Annotated in this window: 20 protein-coding genes and 1 tRNA gene; 11 read left to right on the forward strand and 10 right to left on the reverse strand. The window is 74.1% G+C overall.

The annotated features are described in order from the left end of the window. The first annotated feature begins 240 nt into the window (after positions 1–240). Positions 241–1,014, forward strand: coding sequence for a maleate cis-trans isomerase family protein (locus tag HCN52_RS09670; RefSeq protein WP_168087986.1), 774 nt, complete (start codon positions 241–243; stop codon positions 1,012–1,014). A gap of 78 nt (positions 1,015–1,092) precedes the next feature. Here HCN52_RS09670 and HCN52_RS09675 read toward each other — a convergent pair whose 3' ends face one another. Further along, positions 1,093–2,814, reverse strand: coding sequence for a putative bifunctional diguanylate cyclase/phosphodiesterase (locus HCN52_RS09675; protein ID WP_245175015.1), 1,722 nt, complete (start codon positions 2,812–2,814; stop codon positions 1,093–1,095). Between the two features lie 584 nt (positions 2,815–3,398). Here HCN52_RS09675 and HCN52_RS09680 point away from each other — a divergent pair. Beyond that, entirely contained in the window at positions 3,399–4,655 is a 1,257-nt protein-coding gene (locus HCN52_RS09680) for a M6 family metalloprotease domain-containing protein (protein ID WP_376767108.1), read from the forward strand. Between the two features lie 102 nt (positions 4,656–4,757). Here HCN52_RS09680 and HCN52_RS09685 read toward each other — a convergent pair. The 3 genes from HCN52_RS09685 to HCN52_RS09695 all read right to left on the reverse strand — a co-directional run bounded on the left by HCN52_RS09685 (position 4,758) and on the right by HCN52_RS09695 (position 6,254). Then, positions 4,758–4,831, reverse strand: a tRNA-Lys gene (locus tag HCN52_RS09685). Between the two features lie 95 nt (positions 4,832–4,926). Beyond that, the gene (locus HCN52_RS09690) at positions 4,927–5,292 is read right to left on the reverse strand and encodes a DUF8844 domain-containing protein (protein ID WP_168087987.1); all 366 of its coding nucleotides are present in this window, start codon (positions 5,290–5,292) and stop codon (positions 4,927–4,929) included. After that, positions 5,292–6,254, reverse strand: coding sequence for a phosphatase PAP2 family protein (locus tag HCN52_RS09695; protein WP_168087988.1), 963 nt, complete (start codon positions 6,252–6,254; stop codon positions 5,292–5,294). The genes HCN52_RS09690 and HCN52_RS09695 overlap by 1 nt, the downstream gene beginning before the upstream one ends. Positions 6,255–6,457: 203 nt before the next feature. Between HCN52_RS09695 and HCN52_RS09700 the strand changes: the two genes are divergently transcribed. Continuing rightward, positions 6,458–7,054, forward strand: a complete 597-nt coding sequence (locus tag HCN52_RS09700) for a histidine phosphatase family protein (protein ID WP_168087989.1) — start codon at positions 6,458–6,460, stop codon at positions 7,052–7,054. A gap of 51 nt (positions 7,055–7,105) precedes the next feature. Here the strand turns inward: HCN52_RS09700 and HCN52_RS09705 are convergent, their stop codons facing one another. Then, positions 7,106–8,632, reverse strand: a complete 1,527-nt coding sequence (locus HCN52_RS09705; protein ID WP_245175014.1) for an NsdA family TPR-like regulatory protein — start codon at positions 8,630–8,632, stop codon at positions 7,106–7,108. Between the two features lie 171 nt (positions 8,633–8,803). Here HCN52_RS09705 and HCN52_RS09710 point away from each other — a divergent pair, with 171 nt between their 5' ends. Beyond that, positions 8,804–9,235, forward strand: a complete 432-nt coding sequence (locus HCN52_RS09710) for a hypothetical protein (RefSeq protein WP_168087990.1) — start codon at positions 8,804–8,806, stop codon at positions 9,233–9,235. Between the two features lie 133 nt (positions 9,236–9,368). Then, the gene (locus HCN52_RS09715; protein WP_168087991.1) at positions 9,369–10,232 is read left to right on the forward strand and encodes a spermidine synthase; all 864 of its coding nucleotides are present in this window, start codon (positions 9,369–9,371) and stop codon (positions 10,230–10,232) included. A 67-nt stretch (positions 10,233–10,299) separates the two neighbouring features. Here HCN52_RS09715 and HCN52_RS09720 read toward each other — a convergent pair whose 3' ends face one another. Then, positions 10,300–10,902: a hypothetical protein gene (locus tag HCN52_RS09720; protein WP_168087992.1), complete on the reverse strand. Its 603-nt coding sequence runs from the start codon at positions 10,900–10,902 to the stop codon at positions 10,300–10,302. Positions 10,903–11,071: 169 nt separating this feature from the next. Between HCN52_RS09720 and HCN52_RS09725 the strand changes: the two genes are divergently transcribed. From HCN52_RS09725 to HCN52_RS09745, 5 genes are all read left to right on the forward strand, one after another. Then, complete coding sequence (locus HCN52_RS09725) at positions 11,072–11,818, forward strand: response regulator transcription factor (protein WP_209314358.1); 747 nt, start codon at positions 11,072–11,074, stop codon at positions 11,816–11,818. After that, positions 11,815–13,257 carry a sensor histidine kinase gene (locus tag HCN52_RS09730; protein WP_168087993.1) on the forward strand — a complete coding sequence of 481 codons (1,443 nt, stop codon included), beginning with the start codon at positions 11,815–11,817 and terminating at the stop codon, positions 13,255–13,257. The genes HCN52_RS09725 and HCN52_RS09730 overlap by 4 nt, the downstream gene beginning before the upstream one ends. Before the next feature lie 359 nt (positions 13,258–13,616). Then, positions 13,617–15,290 carry a PP2C family protein-serine/threonine phosphatase gene (locus HCN52_RS09735; protein ID WP_168087994.1) on the forward strand — a complete coding sequence of 558 codons (1,674 nt, stop codon included), beginning with the start codon at positions 13,617–13,619 and terminating at the stop codon, positions 15,288–15,290. Next, a complete protein-coding gene (locus tag HCN52_RS09740) occupies positions 15,287–16,393 on the forward strand; it encodes a cobalamin B12-binding domain-containing protein (RefSeq protein WP_168087995.1) in 1,107 nt (368 codons plus the stop codon). The genes HCN52_RS09735 and HCN52_RS09740 overlap by 4 nt, the downstream gene beginning before the upstream one ends. Beyond that, on the forward strand, positions 16,390–16,791 hold the full coding sequence (locus HCN52_RS09745; protein ID WP_168087996.1) for an STAS domain-containing protein: 402 nt from the start codon (positions 16,390–16,392) through the stop codon (positions 16,789–16,791). Before HCN52_RS09740 ends, HCN52_RS09745 begins: the two co-directional genes overlap by 4 nt. 120 nt (positions 16,792–16,911) lie before the next feature. Here the strand turns inward: HCN52_RS09745 and HCN52_RS09750 are convergent, their stop codons facing one another. The 4 genes from HCN52_RS09750 to HCN52_RS09765 all read right to left on the reverse strand — a co-directional run bounded on the left by HCN52_RS09750 (position 16,912) and on the right by HCN52_RS09765 (position 21,696). Further along, on the reverse strand, positions 16,912–18,345 hold the full coding sequence (locus HCN52_RS09750) for a GH1 family beta-glucosidase (RefSeq protein ID WP_168087997.1): 1,434 nt from the start codon (positions 18,343–18,345) through the stop codon (positions 16,912–16,914). A 74-nt stretch (positions 18,346–18,419) separates the two neighbouring features. Then, complete coding sequence (locus HCN52_RS09755; RefSeq protein ID WP_168087998.1) at positions 18,420–19,352, reverse strand: carbohydrate ABC transporter permease; 933 nt, start codon at positions 19,350–19,352, stop codon at positions 18,420–18,422. Next, on the reverse strand, positions 19,349–20,374 hold the full coding sequence (locus tag HCN52_RS09760; protein ID WP_168087999.1) for a carbohydrate ABC transporter permease: 1,026 nt from the start codon (positions 20,372–20,374) through the stop codon (positions 19,349–19,351). The genes HCN52_RS09755 and HCN52_RS09760 overlap by 4 nt, the downstream gene beginning before the upstream one ends. Before the next feature lie 14 nt (positions 20,375–20,388). Beyond that, positions 20,389–21,696: an ABC transporter substrate-binding protein gene (locus tag HCN52_RS09765; protein ID WP_168088000.1), complete on the reverse strand. Its 1,308-nt coding sequence runs from the start codon at positions 21,694–21,696 to the stop codon at positions 20,389–20,391. Positions 21,697–21,938: 242 nt separating this feature from the next. Here HCN52_RS09765 and HCN52_RS09770 point away from each other — a divergent pair, with 242 nt between their 5' ends. Then, a complete protein-coding gene (locus HCN52_RS09770) occupies positions 21,939–22,976 on the forward strand; it encodes a LacI family DNA-binding transcriptional regulator (RefSeq protein WP_168088001.1) in 1,038 nt (345 codons plus the stop codon). Positions 22,977–23,032: the final 56 nt, after the last annotated feature.

The raw sequence follows: 23,032 nt of genomic DNA on the forward strand, positions 1-23,032 counted from the left end.
ACAGCGGACGCGCTGCGCCCCGGACAGCGGCCGTACGCCGAGATCGTCGCCGCGGCCGTCACCAACGACGCCCGCCACCCGACCGCACCCGGCGCCGCCGGGCGCGGTGGGACCGCCCCGCACCCCCGACCGGCGGCACCGGCACCGCGCCCGGACCGCACACCTCCCCGCTCCGGCCGCGGGCCCGCCCCCGGCGGCCCCGCGCCGGACGACCGCCCCCCTGTCGAAGGAGACCCCCTGATGCGGGAGACCGCCCAGCCGCAGTCCGCCACCGACACCACCCTGACCGCGACGGTCGGTTTCCTGTACCCCGGTTTCTCGGCGGAGGACGACGCGCCCCGGATGGAGGGGATGCTCAACGAGGCGGGTGGGTCGGTCCGGCTGCCGCTGGTCCACACCGACATCGGCACCGACGCGCACGAGGTGGGCGCGCTGCTGGAGATGGGGTCGGTCGCCCGGCTGGTCCCCGGCGCGGCGGAGCTGCGGGAGCAGGGCGCCCAGGCCGTGATGTGGGCCTGCACCTCCGCCAGCTTCGTCTTCGGGCTGGAGGGTGCCCGCCGCCAGGCGGCCGAGCTGGCCGAGGCCGCCGGCGTCCCGGCGTCCAGCACCTCCTTCGCCTTCGCCGACGCCGTCCACGCCATCGGCGCCGGGCGGGTGGCGGTCGCCGCCACCTACCCCGAGGACGTGGCGCAGTTGTTCGCCGCCTTCCTGCGGGACTCCGGGATCGCCGTGACCGGGGTGCGCTCCGCCGGGATCATCACCGCGGCCGAGGTCGGGACCTGGGGGTACGAGGAGGTCCTCGCGCTGGCGCGGGCGGGCGACGACCCCGGCGCCGACGCGGTGCTGCTCCCCGACACCGCCATGCACACCGCCGCCTGGGTGACAGCGCTGGAGGAGGCGCTCGCCAAGCCGGTGCTCACCGCCCACCAGGTCACCGCGTGGCACGGGCTCAGGCTCGTCGACCGCACCGTCGACTGCCCCGCGCTCGGCACGCTGTTCACCACCCCCGGCTGACGCCCGGGGCCGGACACGCCGGCTTCCGCCGCGTTCCGCCATGATCTGCCATCGCGGAACGCGGCGCGGGAGCCGACGTCAGCCGGCGGCGTCCGGCGGCACGGGCAGCGCCGTCCCGCCGATGAGGTCGTCGATGCGCTCCGCCGGCAGCGGCTTGGCGTAGTGCCACCCCTGCCCGGTGTCGCACCCGATCCGGCGCAGCCGCTCCGCCTGCGCCTCGCCCTCGACGCACTCGGCGGTCACGGTCAGCCCGAGCTTGTGGGCCAGCTGCACCAGCGAGGAGACGATGGTCTCGTCCGCCGGGTTGAGGTGCTTGGCCGTGCGGAAGCCGCGGACGAAGGTCCCGTCCAGCTTCAGCGCCCGGACCGGGAGCCGGCTGAGGTAGGCGAGGTTGGAGTACCCGGTGCCGAAGTCGTCGATGGCGATGCGCACCCCCATGTCCGAGAGGTCCTGCAGCGCCTGGAGCGGCTGCCCGGCCGAGCCCATGACCGCCGACTCCGTCAGCTCCAGCTGGAGCAGCCCCGGCGGCAGCCCCGTCTCCTCCAGCACCTGGGCGACGTCGCTGACCAGGTCGGAGTCCCACACCTGCCGCACCGCGACGTTGACGCTGACGAACAACGGTGTCGCGGGGTGCTCCAGCTGCCAGCGGCGGGCCTGGCGGCACGCCTCGGCGAGCACCCACCGGCCGAGCGGGACGATGGCGCCGTTCTCCTCCGCCAGCGGCACGAACCGGTCGGGGGAGAGCCGGCCGAGGTCGGGGTGGAGCCAGCGCACCAGCGCCTCGACCCCGCGGACCGTGTCGTCGGCCAGCGAGACGATCGGCTGGTACTCGACCAGGAACTCCCCGCGTTCCACGGCCGGCCGCAGCCGGGCGGAGAGCGACTGGCGGGTCATGCGGTGGGCGTTGCGCTCGGGGTCGAACAGCGTCCAGCGCGCCTTGCCGTCGTCCTTCGCCCAGTAGAGGGTGGTGTCGGCCGCCTGCATGAGCCCGGTGGGGGAGGTCTCCGCGCACAGCCGCTCGACGACGCCGATGCTGGCGGAGACCGCCAGGCGGTGCCCCTCGATGTCGAACGGCCGCTGCAGCGCGGCCAGGACCGCGTCGGCGAGGTCGGTGGCCTGCTCCGTGCCGGTGGAGTCCTCGACCAGCAGGGCGAACTCGTCCCCGCCGAGCCGCGCCACCAGATGGCCGCCGAAGTCGCCGTCGCCGGCGCAGTGGATGAGCCGGCGCGCCACCGCGTCGAGCAGGCGGTCGCCGACCCGGTGTCCGAGCGTGTCGTTGATCGCCTGGAATCCGTCGAGGTCCAGGTAGCACAGCCCGATCCGGCCGGTGGCGGAGTCGGCGAGGGCGCCGGCGACCCGCTCGAAGAACAGCGCCCGGTTGGGCAGTTTGGTCACCGGGTCGTGCATGCGCAGGTGTCGCAGCTGCTCGGTGAGGCGCCGCCGTTCGCTGATGTCACTCACCGAGAGGAGCGTGCGGGCGGCGGGCGGGGCGCCCGCGGCGACGGCGGGGCGTGCCGCGGCGGGCGCCCCGCCGGGGCCGGCGCCCGCGGGCAGCGGTGTGAGCGTGATCTCGGTCCAGATGGTGGTCCCGTCCTCGTGTTTGACGCGGTGCACGTGGCCACCGGGGGCCGACCCCTCGCGCACCGCGGCGCGGTAGTCCTCCCGGGCGCGGCCGTCGAGGTGGAGCACGGCGGGGGCGTCGGCGGCGTGGCCGGTGAGGGTCGCAGGTTCCCGGCCGAGCAGTCGGCCGAGGGCGCGGTTGGCGGTGAGGACGCGGCCCGCACCGTCCAGCAGGGCCATGGGAAGGGGGGAGGAGTCAAAGGCCGCCGCGCGGGCACGTGGGTGATCGCGGAGCGTGAGGAAATCCGGGGTGGCGGTCTGGGGTCCGTTCACCGGTTGCTCCCGGAGGGCATGGTTCGCAGGCGGGTGGGGTGCGGGGAACTCCGCGGGGTGGTACAGGCGGAGTTCCGCGCTGGAAATGTGCCGATCATAGAGGCCCCCGCGCGCCGGAGCCAGCGCCAGCGGGGGCGTACCGGTCGGTGGAATCGCCCGCTCCTACAGGCTTTCGACGCACTGACCGATGTCTTCCGCCTCTGATCTCGCGTGATCGCCGAGGTGGTGGTTCGGGTCCATCTCTTAGCGATAGGGAACGTTTCTTCGAAGCCTCCCTCAAAGGTTGCAGCACGCTCCCCGCGCGTGTTCCCGGGTGCGCGCTCTCCCTTGTTCGTGAGCGCCCGGAGCGCTGCTCCCTCACGGAGCGTGTTGGTCCGGGCGCGCGCCCTTGAAGCGGTCGCATCTGCCGCCAATGGAGCACCAAAACGGGTCGAACCTGTCAAATCGCAACAAAGTGGTGATGCTGTTGCGAGGTCTGACGGGAGGAAGCCGTGGCCCGACCCCGGAAGCCCGGACCCACCGGGCCGCGCAGGACGTCCCCGCTGTACCGCAGCGCAGGCGTCTTCCTCGCGGCGCTGTCCGTGATGACGGTGACCAGCATGATGCGCGGTCCCGGCGAGGGTCCGCTCGTCGACGAGCCGTGCGGACTGCCCCGCCACCCGGTCCACCACTCGCTCGGTCTGGACACCTGGAACGCGCAGTACCCCCGCCCCGACCGCGACCTCAGCGCCGTGATGCTCTTCCTCGCCTTTCCCGACGCCGAGCCCCGGTCCGCGCCGCAGGACATCGCCGCCGACTACTTCCCGGCGACCACCGAGTTCTTCCTGCGCGCCTCCTACGGCACGTTCCGCCTCGACGCCGACATCGACGACCGGTGGCTGACGATGCCGCAGGAATCCGGCGCCTACGCCATCCAGCGCGACTGGGAACCCGACCGGCGGGCCGCCTACCTCCGGGACGTCACCACCGTGCTGGAGCACCGCTCGGACCTCGGCGACTACGACATCGTCTACCTGGTCGCCGACCCCGACGCGCCCGGTGTCGACTCCGACGCGACCAAGGTCGTCAACTTCGAACGGCCGCTGACCATGGGGGGCGGCGAGGTCCGCCGCGTCGTCACCCTCTTCGAGGCCCGTCCCCCCGACCGCAACGTCCTCGCCCACGAGACCGGTCACGTCTTCGACCTGCCGGACCTCTACAACCGGCCCGAGGGCGGGCGCGGCGACTGGGACACCCACGTCGGCGACTGGGACGTGATGGGCAGCCAGTTCGGGCTGGCGCCGGAGCCCTTCGGCTGGCACAAGTGGAAGCTGGGCTGGCTGGACTCCGCCCATGTCGACTGCGTGCGGGACGCCGGCGTCAGCCTCCACACCCTGCGGCCGCTGGCCGCCCCGCTCGACCCCGCCGACGCGGGCGCCGACACCCGCATGGTGGTGGTGCGCACCTCCTCCGACGAGGCGCTGGTCCTGGAGGCCCGCGCCCGGGTCGGCAACGACGTGCACGCCTGCACGGAAGGCGTCCTGCTCTACCGGGTCCGCGGCGACGTGGCCTCGGCCCAGGGGCCGGTCGAGGTCCTCGACGGTCACCCCGACACCGGCGCCTGCCACGGGCGTTCCGTCCAGCCCGAACTGGCGGACGCACCCCTGGCCGCCGGCGAGGCCTACTACGCAGCCGAGGACGGCGTCCGGGTGGAGGTGGGCGACCGCACCGCCGCCGGCGGCTGGCAGGTCAAGGTCGTCCGCGAGTGAGCCGCGGCCGACCCGGCCGGACTCCCGCGGCGCGGCGGCTCCCGCGCCGCGGCCGTGCACGACGAAGGCCCCCCGCCGGAGCGGAGGGCCTTCGTCTGTCTGTGCGCCGCCAGGGACTCGAACCCCGGACCCGCTGATTAAGAGTCAGCTGCTCTAACCAACTGAGCTAGCGGCGCCTGCTGACGTGGAAGACTTTAGCACCCGTCGCGGGCACCGCAAAAACCGGCCGATCACCCCGCCGGGCGCCGTCGGACGCCGCCGGGCGGGCCGCTCACTCCTCCGGGGGCCGGCTCTCCAGCTCGCGGCCGAACTGCACCATGCGCTCGGCGTACTCCTCCGTCCACCCGGCGCGGCCGGCGATGTCCGCGACCGAGAGCCGGTCGAAGCGCCGGGGGTCGGCGAGCTGTGCGGCGGCCACGGCCTGGAACTCCGTCGCGCGGTCCGCCGCACCCCGGAACGCCTCGGCCAGCTCGGTGGCGCGGCCGAGCAGCTCCGCCGGATCGGTGACCGTCTCCAGGGAGAAGAACGGCTCGTCCTCCCGGGGCGGCGCCGCGGGCTCGGTGAAGAGCGCGGCGGGTCGGTGGAACCGGCGGGTGCCGCCCCCGGTGGCCGCTGGGTCGTGACCGGCTTCGGACATCAGCTCGCTCCGCCTCCTGCGCTCGGTGTACCGCCCGACGCGGCGCCCACCCGGGGCCGGGCGGGCTGCTCCCCGGGAGCCGTGCCGCAGGCCGGCCCCGGCACCCCGGGCGCCTCCCGGTCACCCGGCCGGCCCGGCGTGTGCGTCGGACACGCCGCTCCATTGTGCCCGCCGGTCGCCCCGGACGGCACGGTCCGCCCGGCGCCCGCCCCGCGGCGGCGGCCCGCCGCCCGCACCCGGTCGCAGATCCGGAGGACCGGCCGGGCCAGCCACAGCCCGAGGGCCATCACCAGCACCCCGCCGAGCACGTCCAGCAGGTAGTGGTTGGCGGTGCCCATGACCACCACCACCGTGACCACCGGGTACCCCACCGCGGCCGTGCGTACCGTGAGGGAACGGCGGCCGAACCACCACAGCGCCACTCCGCACCACAGGGCCCACCCCACGTGCAGGCTCGGCATCGCCGCGTACTGGTTGGTCATGTCCCCCAGGCCGCTGGGCGCGCTCGCCGCGTCCGACCACCAGCCCCACGCGCTGTAGTGGGCGAGGCCGTCCACGAAGCCGTGCTCGGCGGCGAGGAGTCGCGGCGGTGCCGTCGGGTACAGCGTGAAGCCGACCAGCCCCAGCAGCGTGGAGAGCAGCAGCCAGGTCCGCATCCGCCGGTAGCGCTGCCGGTGCCGCCGGAACAGCCAGACCAGGACCGCGGGTGTCACCAGGTAGTGCAGCGAGGCGTAGACGAACGCGGCCGGCACCCCCAGCGCCGCGTACTCGGTGAAGAGCCGGTTCAGCGGCTCCTCCGCGTTGAGCACCAGCGCGCGCTCCAGCCGCAGGATGGCCACGCCGTTGTCGACCGCGGTGGCCACGTCCCCCCGCGCCAGCAGGCGGGCGCCGGTGTACGCGAGGTAGACGACGGCTATCAGCGGCAACTCGGTCCACCGGCGGCGCGGTGGGACGTGCGACATGGGAAAGGGCTCCCGGTGCGAGTGGGGGACGGGCGGCCGGCGACGCGCCGAGCGGAGGACGGGCGGATCGGCCAACCCTACGGAACCGCGTGCACCGGCTCACGGGCAGGTCGCGGGCCCTCGAACGGAACCGAACGCTCCGCTGAGCGATGATGGAACAGCGGGAGAACCCCGCGGCACGCCCCGGAAGGACAGAGGACGACATGGCAGCGCGCGTACTGCTGGTACGGCACGGGCAGACCGCATGGTCGCTGTCCGGCCGGCACACCGGACGAACCGACATCCCCCTGCAGCCCGAGGGCCGTGAGGGCGCCCGCTTGGTGGGCAAGCGCCTCCACCGCGCCCCCTGGGAGGGACTGCCGGGGACGCTGGTCCGCACCAGCCCCCTCTCGCGGGCCCGCGAGACCTGTGAGCTGGCGGGGTTCGGCGACCGGGTCCAGGAGTGGCCGGAGCTCCAGGAGTGGGACTACGGCCAGGAGGAGGGGCTCACCCCGGACCAGATCCGGGAGCGCCGCGGCGCCGACTGGATGATCTGGCGCGACGGTGTCACCGGCGGCGAGACCCTCCAGGAGCTGTCCGACCGGGCCGACACGGTCGTCGGCCGGCTGCGGGACGCCGAGGAGGACCTGGTGCTCTTCGCCCACGGCCACATCCTGCGCGCGATCGGCGCCCGGTGGCTCGGCCGGCCGGTCGACTTCGCCGCCCACCTGCGGCTGCTGCCCACCTCGCTCAGCGAGCTGGGCTGGGCCTACGGGGAGCCGGCGGTACTGCGGTGGAACGACACCGGCCACCTGGAGTGACCGCGACACGCCGTGGCGCCCCGCCGCGGGCGCCCCGGCGGCGGGCGACGGTCAGCGGACCGCGTCCATCCGGCCGAGGAACGCACCCACCTCCGGCTCCCGCCGGTGGGGCACCAGCCGCCGGGCGGTCTGCCGCAGCATCGTGGTGATCCGGCGGGAGCGGACCTGCGCCAGCAGCTCCAGCGAGTGGAGCCCGGTCACCGCGGCCTCCGCCGGTCGTCCGCAGCCGGCGAGGTCGCCGGCCAGCTCCGCGCCGAAGAGCGCGGTGTTGCGGACGAAGTGCGGCTCCTGCAGGTCCACCGCCACCCGGGCGCGCTCCGCCGCTCTGCCGTAGTCGCCCAGTGCCGACCAGCACTGCGCCTCCAGCCCCGCCAGCTCGGCCTCGCCGAAGAACGACATCCACTCCGGGTCGTCCGGGTGTGCGCCCCGTGCGAAGTGGTCGCGGGCCCGGCCGAGCGCCTCCTCGCACGCCGCGCGGTCGCCGAGCCCGGCCCAGCCGCCGGCCTCCCGCACGGCCAGCAGCGAGCGCAGGCGGTGCGAGGGATGGCGGTGGGCCGCCTGCTGCCCGGCCTGTGCGGCGCGGACCGCCTCGCGGGGGCGGCCGGTGTCGCGGGCGAGGAAGGCGCTGTTGCAGAAGGCGTGCGCCTCCAGAGCGGCGTCGCCGTTCATCCGGGCCGTGGCCAGCGCCTCGGCGTAGTGGGAGCGGGCCTCCTCCCATCGGCCGGAGTCGTGGGCGAGCCAGCCGACCGACAGCGCCAGCTCGCCCGCGCCGTTGTGGATGCGGTCGCTGATCCGCCGGCGGCCGGTGCCGGTGTCGAGCAGCCGGTGGGCGGCGGCCAGGGAGCGGCTCGCCCGGCGGTAGAGGTGGTCCGCGCCGTGCTGGTCGTCCAGCAGCCGGATGCGTCGGACGGTGTCCTCCAGTGCGCCGGCCTCGGTCTCGCCGACGCGGGGGGAGGACGGGGCCGCCGGCGCGCTGTCGCCGCGCTGGGTGAGGGCGGCCAGGGTGGCGGGGCCCCCGGTCATGAAGGCGCGGCGCAGCACGTCGCTCTCCTCTGGTTCGGGATCGGTGCGGTGGTCGTCGGTGGGGCGCCGCCCCTCGCCCGGCGGGCCGGTGCGGAAACCGGCGAGATGGGCCGCGGGGTCGGGGCAGAGCGGCGGTGCGCCGCCCCCGGGCAGGAGCCCGGGCAGCCGGCGGGCGGTGGCCGCCCCGGTGCCCTCCGTCCGGGGGTGGGGCTCGCGGGTCCGGGCCGTCGCCCGCCCGCGCACCGCGTCGCGCGGTTCGAAGCCGAGCCCGGTGAGGTCCAGCTCGGGGTACATGTGCCGGAAGACCCGCTCGTAGGCGTAGTTGGGGCAGCGGATCTCGCCCGACTCGACCCGGCCGACGTAGCGCGCGTCGCAGGCGACCCGCTCCCCGATCTCCCGGGCGGCACGGCGCACCGCCGCCGCGAACTCGCCGGGCGAGAGGTCCCCGCGGAGGAGGCGGAAGGTCTCGTTGGGGCGTGGGGGAGTGGTGCCCGCGCCGGGGCGTGCCGGATCGTCGGGCTCCGGTGCCCCGGGTGACGCGGGTGGGGACGTCATGCACGGGACCGTACCGGCCGGACAGAAGGACAATCCGCCCTATCGTCGCCCGAATGGGGCAACCCGCCCGGGATCCGCCATGAACTGCCACCCTTTGCGGGGGTACCCGGCCGTGCCCCTTGACAGTGCAATCGCGTTGAGACGGGTGAACCGACCGCGGAGGAGAGTCCGATGCCGGACACCGAGGGCGCCACCGCCCTGACGCGCCACCGTGCGAACGCCGCCCACCACGGCCGCGACGGCCGCGCGGCGCACCCCGAGACGCCCTGCGACCTCGTCACCGTTCCCGCCCGTGAGGGGCTCGAAGCGGTGGACATCCTGCGATTGCGCAGCGGGGTCGGACCGGTGCTCCACGACCACGACGGCGACACCCTGGGCTTCCTGGTGCCGCCCGGGACGGCCCGCGAATGGAACCTGCCCGGCAGCGCCTGTACCGAGACCTACGGCACGCCCCCCGGTTCGTGCCAGCCGCCGGTGACCGGCACGGGGTGGCTGGTGCCGCCGCGTGACACCCCGGCCCCCGCGACGGCGCCGGACCGGCTGCGCGCCGCGCTGTGCGAGGCGACCCGTACCCTCGCGGCGCTGGACCGCTGCTGCCGCTGATCCGGGCGGGCTCGCCCCACCGCCCACCCGTTCCGCTCCACCGCCGCGCCCTGCTCGCGCGCCCCGGTCGCAGGAACGTTCCGCCGCGGCGGCCGGCCACCGCACGCCACCGGCCGGTCGCCATACTGGGGGCGTGGCCGAGCGCACCAGCAGACGACGACAGGGACGCGAGATCCGGAGCGGCCGGGCCGACGGCGGCGAGGTGCTGCTCCTGCCGGACCCGGACCGCCCCGACGCCTGGGAACTGCACCTCGAGGGTGCCCCGCAGTCCCACGTCGACCTCGCGGACCCCACGCGGCTGGCCTTCGCGTACCAGCGGCGGCTGGGGCACGTGGTCGATCTCTGCGCGCCGCCCGGCGCGGCGGTGACCGCCGTCCACCTCGGCGGCGGTGCGCTCACCCTCGCGCGCTACCTCGCGGTGACCCGGCCCCGCTCCCAGCAGCAGGTCGCCGAGCCCGACACCCGGCTCACCGCGCTCGTCCGCGCCTGGCTGCCGCTGCCCGAGGGACGGCTGCGGGTGCGCGGCACCGACGCGCGGCAGCTGCTGGAGCGGCTCCCCGAGGGCGCCGCCGACCTCGTCATCGCCGATGTCTTCGCGGGGGCGCGCACCCCCGCCCACTGCACCAGCGTCGACTTCCTCGACCTGGCGCGGCGCGCGCTCCGCCCGGGCGGCTGGTACGCCGCCAACGTCACGGACGGCCCGCCCCTGGCGTTCCTGCGCGGCCAGGTCGCCGGGCTGCTGGACCGGTTCCGCCACGGTGCGCTGACGGCGGACCCCGCGGTGCTGCGGGGGCGGCGGTTCGGCAACGCCGTCCTGGTGGCCTCCGACGCGGAGATCCCCGTCGCCGACCTCCGGCGCAGGGTCGCCACCGACCCCCAGCCGGCGCGGGTGGTGAGCGGTCGGGAACTCGCCGACCTCACCGGAGGTGCCGCGCTCGTCACCGACGCCACCGTCGGCGCCTCGCCGCCCCCGCCGCCCGGCGTCTTCGACCGGTGAGTCCCGCCGCGGGGGCGGCCGCAGGGGACCGCGGCGGCCGCCGAACGGGCCGTGCCGCCCGTCCCGTTCACTCCTCGTGCTGGTCGAGGTAGGGAGGGTGGCCGTTGAAGATGCAGAAGACCGAGACGGTCCTGCCCTCCCCGGAGAAGCTGACGCGGATGTAGGTCTCCTCCGTCCAGACCTGCATCTCCCAGCCGGGCGCGGGGGTGGCCGAGACCAGGTCGGCGGAGTCGGGTCCCACGTCGAACGCCACCCGGCCGCCGTCGGTGACGACCGTCTCCACCGAGCCCAGTCCGCTCCCGGACTCCCCGGCGTCCGGGGCGGGGGGCGCCGGTTCCTCCTCCGCGCCGGCCTCGCCGTCCGGTGTCACCCCCGGCGGCCGCTCCCCGCCGTCCGCGGATCCCTCGCCGGGCGGCGCGTCCGGGGGCGGTGCGGACTCGGGCGCGGTCCCGTCGCCGGTCGGCTCGTCGTCGGGCTCCGGGGGCCGCTGGGTCGAGGAGACGTCCGGCCCGGCGTCCGCATGGTCCGCCGGCGGCCCCGAGACCGGCAGCGCCCGAGGCGGGTCGTAGACCGTGCCGCGGAGCACGGACCCCACCCCGAACCACGTCAGGGTGACCGCGGCCCCCGTGGTGCCGACCCACGCCGCCCCGATCATCAACTGCCGTCGCATGGGCACACATTACGCAGCGGTCCTCACATCTCCCACACCGCGCCGGGCCCCGGGCCGTGCCGCGTCCGGCCGGTCCGCCCCGCGAGGCCCGGCGGACGGCGCCGGGCGGCGGCCGCACAACCGGACGTTGCCTCAACTCCCGTCGCGTACATGGCGTACGGTGCCGCGCATGGCCCATGTGCTCGTGGTCGAGGACGACCCCTTCGTCAGATCGGCGCTCATCCGCCATCTCACCGACGCAGCCCACACCGTGCGGAGCGTCGGCACAGCCCTGGAGGCGCTGCGCGAGGTGGCGCAGCTGCGCTTCGACGTCGTGATCCTCGACCTCGGCCTGCCCGACCTCGACGGCGCGGAGGCGCTGAAGATGCTGCGCGGGCTCACCCAGGTCCCGGTCATCGTCGCCACCGCCCGGGACGACGAGCGGGAGATCGTCCGGCTGCTCAACGACGGCGCCGACGACTACCTGGTCAAGCCGTTCTCCGTCGACCACCTCGCCGCCCGCATGGCCGCCGTGCTGCGCCGCTGGGACGGCGGCCGGGGCGCGGTGCGCGAACGCGAGGAGGTGCTGCGGGTCGGCGGCCTCGCGGTGGACCCGCGGCGCCGGACCGCCGAGCTCGACGGTCGCCCGCTGGAGCTGACGCGCCGTGAGTTCGACCTGCTGGCGCACCTCGCCGGCCGCCCGGGCGAGGTGATCGCCCGCCGGGAACTGCTCACCGAGGTCTGGCGCCAGTCCTACGGGGACGACCAGACCATCGACGTGCACCTGTCGTGGCTGCGCCGGAAACTCGGCGAGACCGCGGCCCGCCCCCGCTATCTGCACACGCTGCGGGGAGTGGGGGTGAAGCTGGAGGCGCCGCCGGCCCCGGTCGACGGCGCCGCCCCGTGGGGCGGCCCCGGCTCGGGGCAGCCCGTATGAGGTGGGCCCTGGTCCGCATCTCGCTGGCGGTGACCGCCATGGTCGTGCTGGCGTTCGCGGTGCCGCTGGGGCTGGTCGTCCGGGAGATGGCCGCCGATCGCGCCCTGGGCAACGCCGAACGGCAGGCGGCGGCCATCGCGCCGGTGCTGGCCATCACCACCGACCGCGCGCAGCTGCAACGGGCCGTCGCCAGTACCGAGGCCGGGGCGGACGGCCGGATCGCCGTCCACGTCCCCGACCAGCCGGGGCCCGCGGCGGACGGCGAGGAGGCGGCGGACGACGCGGTGGCCGGGGACGACGGGGAGGCGGCGCTGACCATCGGTGACCGCCGGACCTCCGAGACGGATCTGCGCGCCGCACTGCGCTATGGCCGCGCCGTCTCGCTCGCGGTCGAGGGCGGCACCGCGCTGCTGCAACCGATCGCGGTCGACTCCGGCGCCATCGCGGTGGTCGAGGTGTTCGTCCCGGCGGCCGACCTCGCCAGCGGCGTCACCACGGCCTGGCTGGTGCTGGCCGGGGTGGGCGTGGCGCTGGTGGCCGGCTCGGTGGCGGTGGCGGACCGGCTGGGACGCCGGACCGTCCGCCCCGCGGAGCAGCTGGCGGCGGCCGCGCGTGAACTGGGTGAGGGGCGGCTGAGTGTGCGGGTGCCCGAGCAGGGCCCCGCGGAGCTGCGGGCCGCGGCCGAGGCGTTCAACGCGATGGCCCGGCAGGTCGCGGGGCTGCTCGCCGGCGAACGGGAGATGGCGGCCGACCTCTCGCACCGTCTGCGCACCCCGCTGACGGTGCTGCGTCTCAACGCCGCCTCCCTGGGCGGCGGGGACGCGGCCGAGCAGACGCGCCAGGCCGTCGATCAGCTGGAGGCCGAGGTGGACACCATCATCCGGACCGCCCGGGAGCAGCGGTCCGCGCTCGCCGGGCCGGAGGGCGCCGAGCCGGCCGGCGACACCGACGCCGCGGAGGTGATCCGCGAGCGCATGGCCTTCTGGTCGGCGCTGGCCGAGGACGAGGGGCGGGAGGCCAGCCTCGCGGGGGTGGAGGAACCGGTCCGCGTCCCGGTGGCGCGCGCGGACCTGGTGGCGGTGGTCGACGCGCTGCTCGGCAACGTTTTCCGCCACACCCCGGAGGGCACGGCGTTCGCCGTGGACGTGCACCGCGGCGGCTCGGACACCGTGATCGTCCTGGTGTCGGACGCGGGGGAGGGGATCGCCGACCCCGAGGAGGCGCTGCGGCGCGGCCACGGCGACGGCGGGACCGGCTCGACGGGGCTCGGGCTCGACATCGTGCGCCGGGTCGCGGAGGCGACCGGGGGCGACGTGCGGATCGGGGCGTCGGTGCTGGGCGGGGCCGAGGTGCGGCTGTGGCTGAACGCCTCGGGTCGGCCGCCGGCGACGCCGGGCCGCTCGCGGCGGGGCGCCAGGCGGCGGGTCGGTCGTGGGTGAGACCACTGCGGGGCGTGGCGGCTTCGGCCCCGAGACCCGGACGTCCGGTCGCCCGGAGCGTGGGCGCACCGCCTCGCTCGGGTGTGCGAAAGGTCTCTTCGCGCCGGGGGTGCGCCCTTCGGGCCGGGGAGCGTATGCCTCGCGCATGTGTCATCACCGACACGCGGTTTCGGGGCCGGTGGCGCTGCGCCCCTGCTGGGGGGCGTGCGGCCGCCGCATCCGAGCCCGCCGCGGCGAACTCCCGGGTGGCAGGGCTGTGACGCCGGTTGCCCCGACCCCCTCCGGTGAGCGATCGTTGTGGACAGAACCGCTCTCTTGCAACGAAAGGTGGTGAGGGTCGCATTCGCGGGCCTCCCTCAGTGGACACAACGACGACATCCTCGGCCGGTTCCCTGGAACTGCGCACCTCGTGGGCCTCGGCCCCCTACCCGGTCGTGCTCGCCGACCGGTCGGGCACGGTGGTGGAGCTCAACACCGCCGCCTCGGCGGTCTTCTCGGCGTTGTCCCCAGGTGACCGGCTCCGCGACGGCGCTCCCGACTGGCTGGCCGACGCACACCTGCGGCTCTCCGCCGAGCCCACCGAACAGCAGTCCGAGCAGCGGCCGGAGTCCGGCGACGGGCCGCACGGCGGGCAGGTCGGCGACCGCTCCTACGAGGCGCACGCCACCCGCGGTTCCGACGGCGACGTCGTCTGGTGGCTGGTCGACGACACCGACCGCCGCCTGGCCGAGGAGGCGCTGCACGGCGAACGGCAGCGCACCAGCTTCCTCGCCGAGGCGTCGAACGCGCTGCTCTCCTCCCTGAACGTCAACCGCTGCATGGAGGTCACCGCGCAGCTCGCCGCGACCCACCTCGCGGACGCCGCCGTGATCATCGCCCCGGGCAAGGGACGCCGGCACCCCATGACCAGCTGCGTCGGCAGCGGTGAGGTCGTCCGGAGCATCGTCGACATCGACACCACCTCGATGCCCGGGCTGGCGGAGGCCCTGCAGGGTTTCCCGCCGGTGCCCTCCCGGTGGATCGACCCCGCCAGCGCGCCGGAGTGGGTCGTCCCCGAGGAGATGGAGGGCTCCGTCGGTTCGGTGGTCATCACCCCGCTGCCCGGGCACGGCACGCCCGGCGGCGCGCTGGTGCTGCTGCGGACCTCCGGCGGCACCGCGTTCAGCGAGGACGCCGAGGTCTTCGCGCGGCTCTTCGCCGCCCGCGCCGGCGCCGCGCTCGCCGCCGCCCGCATGTACGCCGAGCAGTCCAGCATCACCACCACCCTCATGCGGGAGCTGCTGCCGCCCACCCTCCACCAGGTCAACGGGGTGGAGTTCGCCGGCGGTTACCGGGCCTCCGGCCACTCCGACCGCGTCGGTGGCGACTTCTACGACGTCCATCCCGGCGCGGGCGAGGACCAGGAGTCGCTGGCCGTCCTCGGTGACGTCTGCGGCAAGGGGCTGGAGGCGGCGGTTCTCACGGGGAAGATCCGCAACACGCTCCACGCGCTGCTGCCGCTCGCCGACGACCACGCCCGGATGCTGCGGCTGCTGAACACCGCGCTCCTCAACTCCCACCACACCCGGTTCGCGACGCTGGTCCTGGCCTCGGCCGCCCGCCACGAGGACCGCACCCGGCTCCGCGTCACCAGTGCGGGTCATCCGGCACCGCTGATCGTGCGGCGGGACGGCACGGTCGAGGAGGCCGACACCTCCGGGTCGCTGGTCGGGGTGCTGCGCTCCATCAAGTCGACCACCACCTCCATCGATCTGGCGGTCGGCGAGAGCTGCCTGCTGTTCACCGACGGCATCACCGAGGCCCGCGGGGGGCCGCTCGGTGACGAGATGTTCGGGGAGTCGCGGCTGCGGGAGGCGCTGGGCGAGTGCGCCGGCATGCCGGCCGAGGCCGTGGTGGAACGTATCCAGATGCTGGCCGCGGAGTGGGTGGGACGCGGCCGCCACGACGACATGGCCGTCGTCGCCATCACCACACCGCGCCCGGACGTCTTCTCGGCCTTGACGCGAGGGGCCGCGGGTAGGCGCCGGGCATGACCGTCAGCACCACCCAGCGCCCGGGGCCCGACGTCGACCCGGGCGCCTACCGGGATCAGTTGTGGGCCGCGCTCCGGCAGGGCGACGAGTACGCCGCCGCCGCCGCGGTCTTCGAGGGGCTGGAGGACGGCCTGGGGGCCGAGCAGGTCCTGCTGGAGGTGATCGCGCCGGCGCAGGGCAGGGTCGGCGAGGAGTGGGCCGCCAACCGCATGACGGTGGCCGACGAGCACGTCGCCACCGCGATCAACGAGCGCGTCATCGCCGCCCTCGCCCACCACCCCGCGGGCCGGGTGCGTCCCTTCCGCGGCCGGATCACCGTCGCCTGCGTCGAGGGGGAGTGGCACTCCCTCCCCGCCCGGCTGCTGTCGGAGGTGCTGCGGCTGCGGGGGTGGCGGGTCGACTTCCTGGGGGCCCACGTACCGACCCCGCACCTCATCGCCCACCTGCACCGGACCGGGCCGGAGGCCGTGCTCCTCTCGGCGTCGATCCCCACCCATCTGCCGACCGCCCACGCCGCCATCACCGCCGCGCTCGCCGCCGGGGTCCCCGTGCTGGCGGGCGGTGCCGCGTTCGGGCCCGACGGCCGGTACGCCCGCTCGCTCGGGGCCACCGAGTGGGCCGGGGACGCGCGGGCCGTGGCCCGGCTGCTCCTCGACGGGCTGCCGAGGCCGGACCCGACGGCGATGCACCTGCCGATCGAGGACCTGCCGCACCTCGCGGACCAGGAGTACACGATGATCGCCCGGACCCGGGCCGAGCTGGTCCGGGCCACCCTCACGGGGCTGGAAGAACGTTTTCCCCCCATGCGGGAGTACACCGTGCGGCAGCGGCGCCACACCGCCGAGGACATCGCCCACATCGTCGACTACCTCGGCACCGCCCTCTACGTGGACGATGTGGAACTGTTCACCACGTTCATCTCCTGGACGGGTGAGATCCTGACGGCGAGGGAGGTCCCGGCCCACACATTGGGACTCACCTTCGACGTCCTGGGAGAGGAGCTGAAAGACTTCCCCCGGGCCCGCGCCCTGCTCGACCAAGGCCGTGCCGCCGTCACGGCCTCCCCCCACACTCCTATCCCCGGCAATGGAAAGCCCGCATGACCACGCTGCCCCATCCGTACTTCAAACTCACCACCGAGCGTGTGGCGCCGCACCGACTGCGGGTGCGGCTCTTCGGTGACCTCGACCACGAGTCGAGCGACGAGCTCGTGGAGGCGCTGGAGCGCCGCCTGGGGGAGGACGGTGAGGAAGTACGGGAACTGCACCTGGACTTCCGCGAGTTGGCCGCCGTCGACTCGATGGGCCTCTCCGCGATCCTCATGGCGCACCGCCTCTGCGAGGCCGCGCACGTCCACCTGCACCTGGACAGCCGGCCGCCGCACCTGGACCGCATGCTGACGGTCACCGGGACCCTCGACTACCTGACGGACCCCTGCGCCCACCACGAACCTGTCGCCCTCGGCGACACCGAGCCCCCGAGCGGCGGCCCGCTGCCCTGACCCGCGCGGGCCGGTCACCCCCGGAACGCGCCCGTGCCCGCCCCCGGGGACGGGGACGGGCACGAGGCGGAGGTGCGGGCCGCCGCGGTCCGGGCTGCGGGCTCCGGACGCGGACCGGTCTCACATGGGGCGGTTGCGCCGGATCAGGTCGGCGTACCACAGCGCGCTGCTCTTCGGCGTGCGGCGGAGCGTCTCGAAGTCGACGTGCACCACACCGAACCGCTTGCTGTAGCCGTACGCCCACTCGAAGTTGTCCAGCAGCGACCAGACGAAGTAACCGCGGACCGGCGCGCCCTGCCCGATGGCGTCGCGCACCGCGCCGAGGTGGCCGTGCAGGTAGGAGACGCGACGCGGGTCGCGGACCTGCCCGTCCTCGTCGACGGTGTCGGCGAAGGCCGCGCCGTTCTCGGTGATGTACAGCGGCAGTCCGGGCGCCTCGCGGTGGAAGCGCATCAGCAGCTCGGTGAGACCGGTCGGGTCGATCGACCAGTTCATCTCCGTGCGCTCCTCGGTCGCCTGGTGGAAGGCGACGTGGCCGGAGCCGACCCAGGGGGAGTGCGTGGAGTCGCCGTGGCCGTCGTCCTTCGCGGAGCCGCCGGCCGGGGCGTGGGAGACGATCGCCGGGTTGTAGTAGTTGATCCCGAGCGAGTCCAGCGGCTGGTTGATGATCTCCTCGTCGCCGGGGAGCACGAACGACCAGTCGGTGATCGCGGCGGTGTCGGCCTTGAGGTCCTCCGGGTAGCCGCCGTGCAGCAGCGGGCCGGTGAAGATCCGGTTCTGCAGGGCGTCGATCCGGCGTGCCGCGTCGGCGTCCTCAGCGGAGGCCGTCAGCGGGCGCACCGCCGCGGGGTTGAGGGTGATGGAGACCTTCGCGCCGGCGGGCAGGGCGGCGCGCAGCGCCTGGGTGCCCAGCCCGTGAGCGAGGTTGAGGTGGTGGGCGGCGCGCAGCACGGCGAGCGGCTCGGTGCGCCCGGGGGCGTGCACGCCGGAGCCGTACCCCAGGAAGCTGCTGCACCACGGCTCGTTGAGCGTGGTCCACATGGAGACGCGGTCGCCCAGCGCCTCCGCCATGATGCCGGCGTACTCGGCGAACCGCTCGGCGGTCTCCCGCTCCGGCCAGCCGCCGGCGTCCTCCAGCTCCTGCGGCAGGTCCCAGTGGTAGAGCGTCACGACGGGGGTGATGCCGCGTTCCAGCAGGCCGTCGGTGAGCCGCCGGTAGAAGTCCAGGCCGGACTGGAGGGCGGGGCCCCGGCCGGTGGGCTGCACCCGGCTCCAGGAGGTGGAGAACCGGTAGGCGCCGATGCCGAGTTCCTTGATGAGGTCGAGGTCCTCGGCCCAGCGGTGGTAGTGGTCGCAGGCGACGTCGCCGGTGTCGCCCGCCTGTACCTTGCCGGGGGTGTGGCTGAAGGTGTCCCAGATGGACGGGGTCCGGCCGCCTTCCCGGGCGGCGCCCTCGATCTGGTACGAGGCGGTCGCCGTCCCCCACAGGAAGTCCGAGGGGAACTCCAGGTCAGGGGCGGTGGGGGAGAGGGACGTGAGATGGCTTTCAGTCATGGAAGCGCTCCCATTCATGGTTCAAAGGAAGCGGGGCGCACCCGTCGAGGACGGGCGCACCCCGCGCTGCCGTGTCAGCCCTTCAGGGCGCCGTGCATGATGCCGCCGACGATCTGCTTGCCGAAGATCGCGAAGACGATCAGCAGGGGCAGGGTGCCCAGCAGGGCACCGGCCATGATGACGCCCTGGTCGGGGACATACCCGCGGCCGAGGCCGGTCAACGCGACCTGCACCGTCGGGTTCTGCTGGGTCAAGGCGATGATCGGCCAGAAGAACTCGTTCCAGGCGGTCACGAAGGTCAGCATCGCCAGCACGGCCATGGCGGGCCGTGCCACCGGGAGCACCACGTGCCAGACCACCCGCAGGCTGTTGGCACCGTCCACCCGCGCCGCCTCCAGCAGCTCGGTCGGCAGCGCCTGCACCAGGTACTGGCGCATGAAGAAGACGCCGAAGGCGCTGACCATCATCGGCAGGATGACGGCCTGGAGCTGGTTGGTCCAGCCCAGTTCGGCGATGGCCATGAAGAGCGGGACCACCCCGAGCTGCGGCGGCACCATCATGGTGCCGATCACCAGCAGCATGAGGATGTTCTTGCCCCGGAAGGGCAGCTTGGCGAAGGCGAAGCCCGCCAGCGTGGCGAACAGCACCGTGGAGACGGTGATCGCCCCCGCCACGATCATGGTGTTGAAGAGGGCCAGGCCCATGTTGCCCGTGTTCCACGCCTGGTCCAGGTTGGTCCACAGCCGGTCGCCGAAGGTGAACGGCGGCGGCGTCTGGGCCAGGCGGGTGTTGCTGTGCGAGGCCGCGATGGCGGTCCACACCAGCGGGAACAGCGAGCCCACCACGAAGACGGCCAGGATCGTGTAGGTGACCCAGCCCGCCTGCATCTGGCGACCGGCGCCGCTGCCGCCGCGCGCGGCGCGTCGGGGCGGTGTCCTCGGCTTGTCGCCGTCGAGCTCCAGGACCGGGGTGGTGGTCTCCGGGGTCACCGGTGTCGTCGTACTCATCGGGAGGACCTCCGTCCGCCGGTGCTGCGCGTGATCCACTTCGAGACCGCCCAGTACGCCAGACCGATGAGGATGAGCAGCAGGAACATCGACCAGGCGATCGCGGAGGCGCGCCCGAGGTTGAAGTTCATCCAGCCCATCTCGTACATGTACAGGCCGAGCGTCTGGTACTGGTTCTGGTTGCCCCCGGAGGGGCTGCCCGCGAACAGCAGCGGCTCGCCGAAGAGCTGGGTCGCGCCGATCGTCGACACCACCACGGTGAAGAGGATGGTCGGACGGAGCGAGGGCAGCGTGACGTGGAGGAACTGCTTCCAGGGCGAGGCGCCGTCCAGCGCGGCGGACTCGTAGAGGTCCCGCGGCACCGCCTGCATCGCGGCCAGGTAGATCAGCGTGTTGTACCCGGTCCACCGCCAGATGACGATGGTGGAGATGGCGATCTGGGAGGCCCAGGTGTTGTTCTTCCAGTCGACGGGGTTGATCCCCACCAGGTCGAGCGCCCAGTTGATCATGCCGTAGTCGCGTCCGTAGAGGATCGCGAACACCAGCGTCGCCGCGGCGACGGAGGTGGCGTACGGCGTGAGCATCACGACGCGGAAGAAGTTCTGGCCGCGCATCTTGTAGTTCAGCAGGTGCGCCAGGCCCAGTGCCATCGCCAGCTGCGGCACGGTGGCCAGGATGCCGATGGTGAAGGTGTTCGCCAGCGCGTTCCAGAAGAACTCGTCGGAGAGCAGTCGGGTGAAGTTGTGGAGCCCCGCCCACTCCATCTCGCCGGGGTTCTGCAGCCGTACCCGGTGCAGCGCCGCCCAGCCGGTGAAGAGCAGCGGGAAGAGGCCGAAGGCCCCGAAGAAGAGGAAGAAGGGGGCGACGAAGCCGTAGGGGCTCGCCTTGGTGTCCATCCGGTAGCGCCAGGAGCGCCGTCGTCGTCGACGCAGCTCCTTCTCGTCCGCGGTGGCGTCCGGCGCCGGGCGCGGGGCCGCGCCCCCCTCAGCGGGGGGCGCGGCGTTCGTCCTGTCGGTGGTCATGTCCGCTCCGCGGCTCAGTCGTCGAGCGCGTTGTCGATCGAGCGGACGGTGGCGTCCCACGCCTCGTCGCCGTCCAGGCCCTGGGTGTCGGCGGCGAGCAGGCCGTTGGCCAGCCCCTCCTGGATGACCTGGTCGCGCGGGCCGACGATCAGCGTCGGGATGCCGTCCACCGCCTGGGTGAAGAGCTCACCGATCGGGGCGTCGGCGAAGTAGTCGTGGGTGACGCCCTGGATCTCGTCCTCGCTGTTCGCGATGGCCTCCTCGGAGGAGGGGAAGCTGCCGCGTTCGGTGAAGAGCCGGACCTGCTGCTCGGGGGCGGTCAGCCACTCGATCAGCTTCACCGCCTCCTCCTTGTGCTGCGACGCCTCGGTGACGGTGAGGAAGGAGCCGCCCCAGTTGCCGGGCTGCGGCGCGGCGGCGTAGTCCCAGAGGCCCTTGCCGGCGTCACCGGACTTGTCCGCGATGTAGCCGAGCATCCACGGCGGGCAGGAGATGGTGGCGAAGTCGCCGTTGGCGACCGACCGCTCCCAGTCCGGCGTGAACTGCGCCTGCTTGGTGGTCATCTCGCCGTCCACCGCGCGCATGGCGATGTCCCAGGCGTCGCTGACGCCCTGGCTCTCCTTGTAGCTCACCTCGCCGGCGGCGTTGTAGAAGCGCTCCTCGTAGCCGTTGACCACGGCGTTGAAGACACCGCCGGGGGAGTCGACCCACTTGACGTCGTCCGGCCCGTCGGACATGAACTGCTCGCCGGTGGCGATGTAGTCCTCCCAGCTGCCCGCCCACAGCTCCGAGACCTCCTCGCGGTCGGTGGGCAGCCCCGCCTCCTCGAAGTAGTCGGTGCGGTAGCAGAGCCCCATGGGGCCGGTGTCGGTGCCGAGCCCGACGACCCTGCCGTCCTCGGACGTGGCCTGGGCGGCCTTCCAGTCCATGAAGTGGCCGGTGTCGACGTCGTAGTCGTTGAGGTCGACGAAGTACTGGCCGAGCTCGTTGGTGACCTCGTAGATGTTGCCGACCTCGACGGCCTGGATGTCCATCAGCCCCGAGCCGGTGGGCAGGCGCGTCAGCAGGGCCGCGTAGTAGTCGGAGTTCTCCTGCACCGAGGTCTGCTCGATCACGATGTTGTCGTTGAGCTCCATGTACTCCTCGTACAGGCCGGCCTCCTCCAGGCCGAACTGTCCGAAGACGCCCACGGTCAGCGTGATCTGACCGCCGTCGTCTCCGCCACCGGAGTCGCTGCTGGAACAGGCGGTGACGGCGAGCATCATGGCGGCTGTCCCTACCGCCGCCCGTCGGGTCATCCTGGTACGGGGTGTCGTGCGCATGGTTCGTCCTCCTGGCGCGTGGACGTTGCCTCTCCCGGTCGGCGTGCGGCGCAATGTGGGGTGAGCGAGTCCGGGGCGTGGAACGTTCGAGGGTCGGGTGGGTAGGGTGCCGTGATGGGAGCGCTCCCACTTCGGTGAACCGGAGATTTCCCGAGACGCGCTCCGCTGTCAATACATCCGACCGCACCGTCGTGTTTCCGTGATCTGATGGGGGTCTCGGGAGCATGTGACGGGAGGACCCGATGGCAATTGCACGACACCGGGCCGGGCGAGAACGCCGGCCCACGCTGGAACAGGTCGCGGAGCGCGCGGGCGTGGGACGCGGCACCGTCTCCCGGGTCATCAACGGGTCGCCGCGGGTCAGCGACCGCACCCGCGTCGCCGTGGAGGCGGCGATCGCCGACCTCGGCTACGTCCCGCACCGTGCGGCGCGGGCCCTGGCGGGCAATCGCGCCGACGCGGTCGCCCTGGTCGTGCCCGAACCCGAGACCCGGCTCTTCGCCGAGCCCTACTTCGCCGCGATCATCCGCGGCGTCACCAGCGAACTCGCCGAGGCGGACATCCAGTTGCTGCTCACGCTGAGCAGCACCGCGAGCGAGCGGGAACGATTCGCCCAGTACGCCGCGGGCAACCGCGTCGACGGCGTGCTCCTGGTCTCCGTGCACGGCGAGGACCCGCTGCCGGAACTGCTCGCCGAGAACGGCATCCCCGCCGTGATGAACGGCCGCCGCTCCGCCGACGAGGCCTTCCCCCACGTCGACGGCGACAACGTCGGCGGCGCCCGGGCCGCCGTGCGGCACCTGCTGGAGCGGGGCGCCCGCGCCGTGGCCACCATCACCGGCTCCCGCGACATGTACGCCGCGCAGTGCCGCCTCGACGGCTACTACGCCGAACTCGCCGCCAGCGGGGTCGACGAGGACGAGGGGCTGGTCGCCCACGGGGACTTCAGCGAGGAGGGCGGCTACCGCGCCATGTACGAGCTGCTCGGCCGCCGCCCCCGCCTCGACGCCGTCTTCTGCGCCTCCGACCTCACCGCCGCCGGAGCGCGCCGCGCGTTGCGCGAGGCCGGGCGGTCCGTCCCCGGGGACGTCGCCCTGGTCGGCTTCGACGACTCCGCGATCGCCCGCCACATGGACCCGCCGCTGACCAGCGTCCGGCAGCCCACCGAGGAGATGGGCCGCGCGATGACCCGCGCGCTGCTCGCCGAGATCGCCGGCGAGCCGGCCGCCGCCCCCGGTCTGATCCTCCCCACCGAACTGGTCCGCCGCGCCTCCTCCTGACGGGCGCCCCGCTTCCCGCCCGCCGCCCGCCGCCCCGCCGCCCCGCCGCCCGCCGC

It is taken from the genome of Streptomyces bohaiensis (assembly GCF_012033785.1).
Classification (GTDB): Bacteria; Actinomycetota; Actinomycetes; order Streptomycetales; family Streptomycetaceae; genus Streptomyces; species Streptomyces bohaiensis.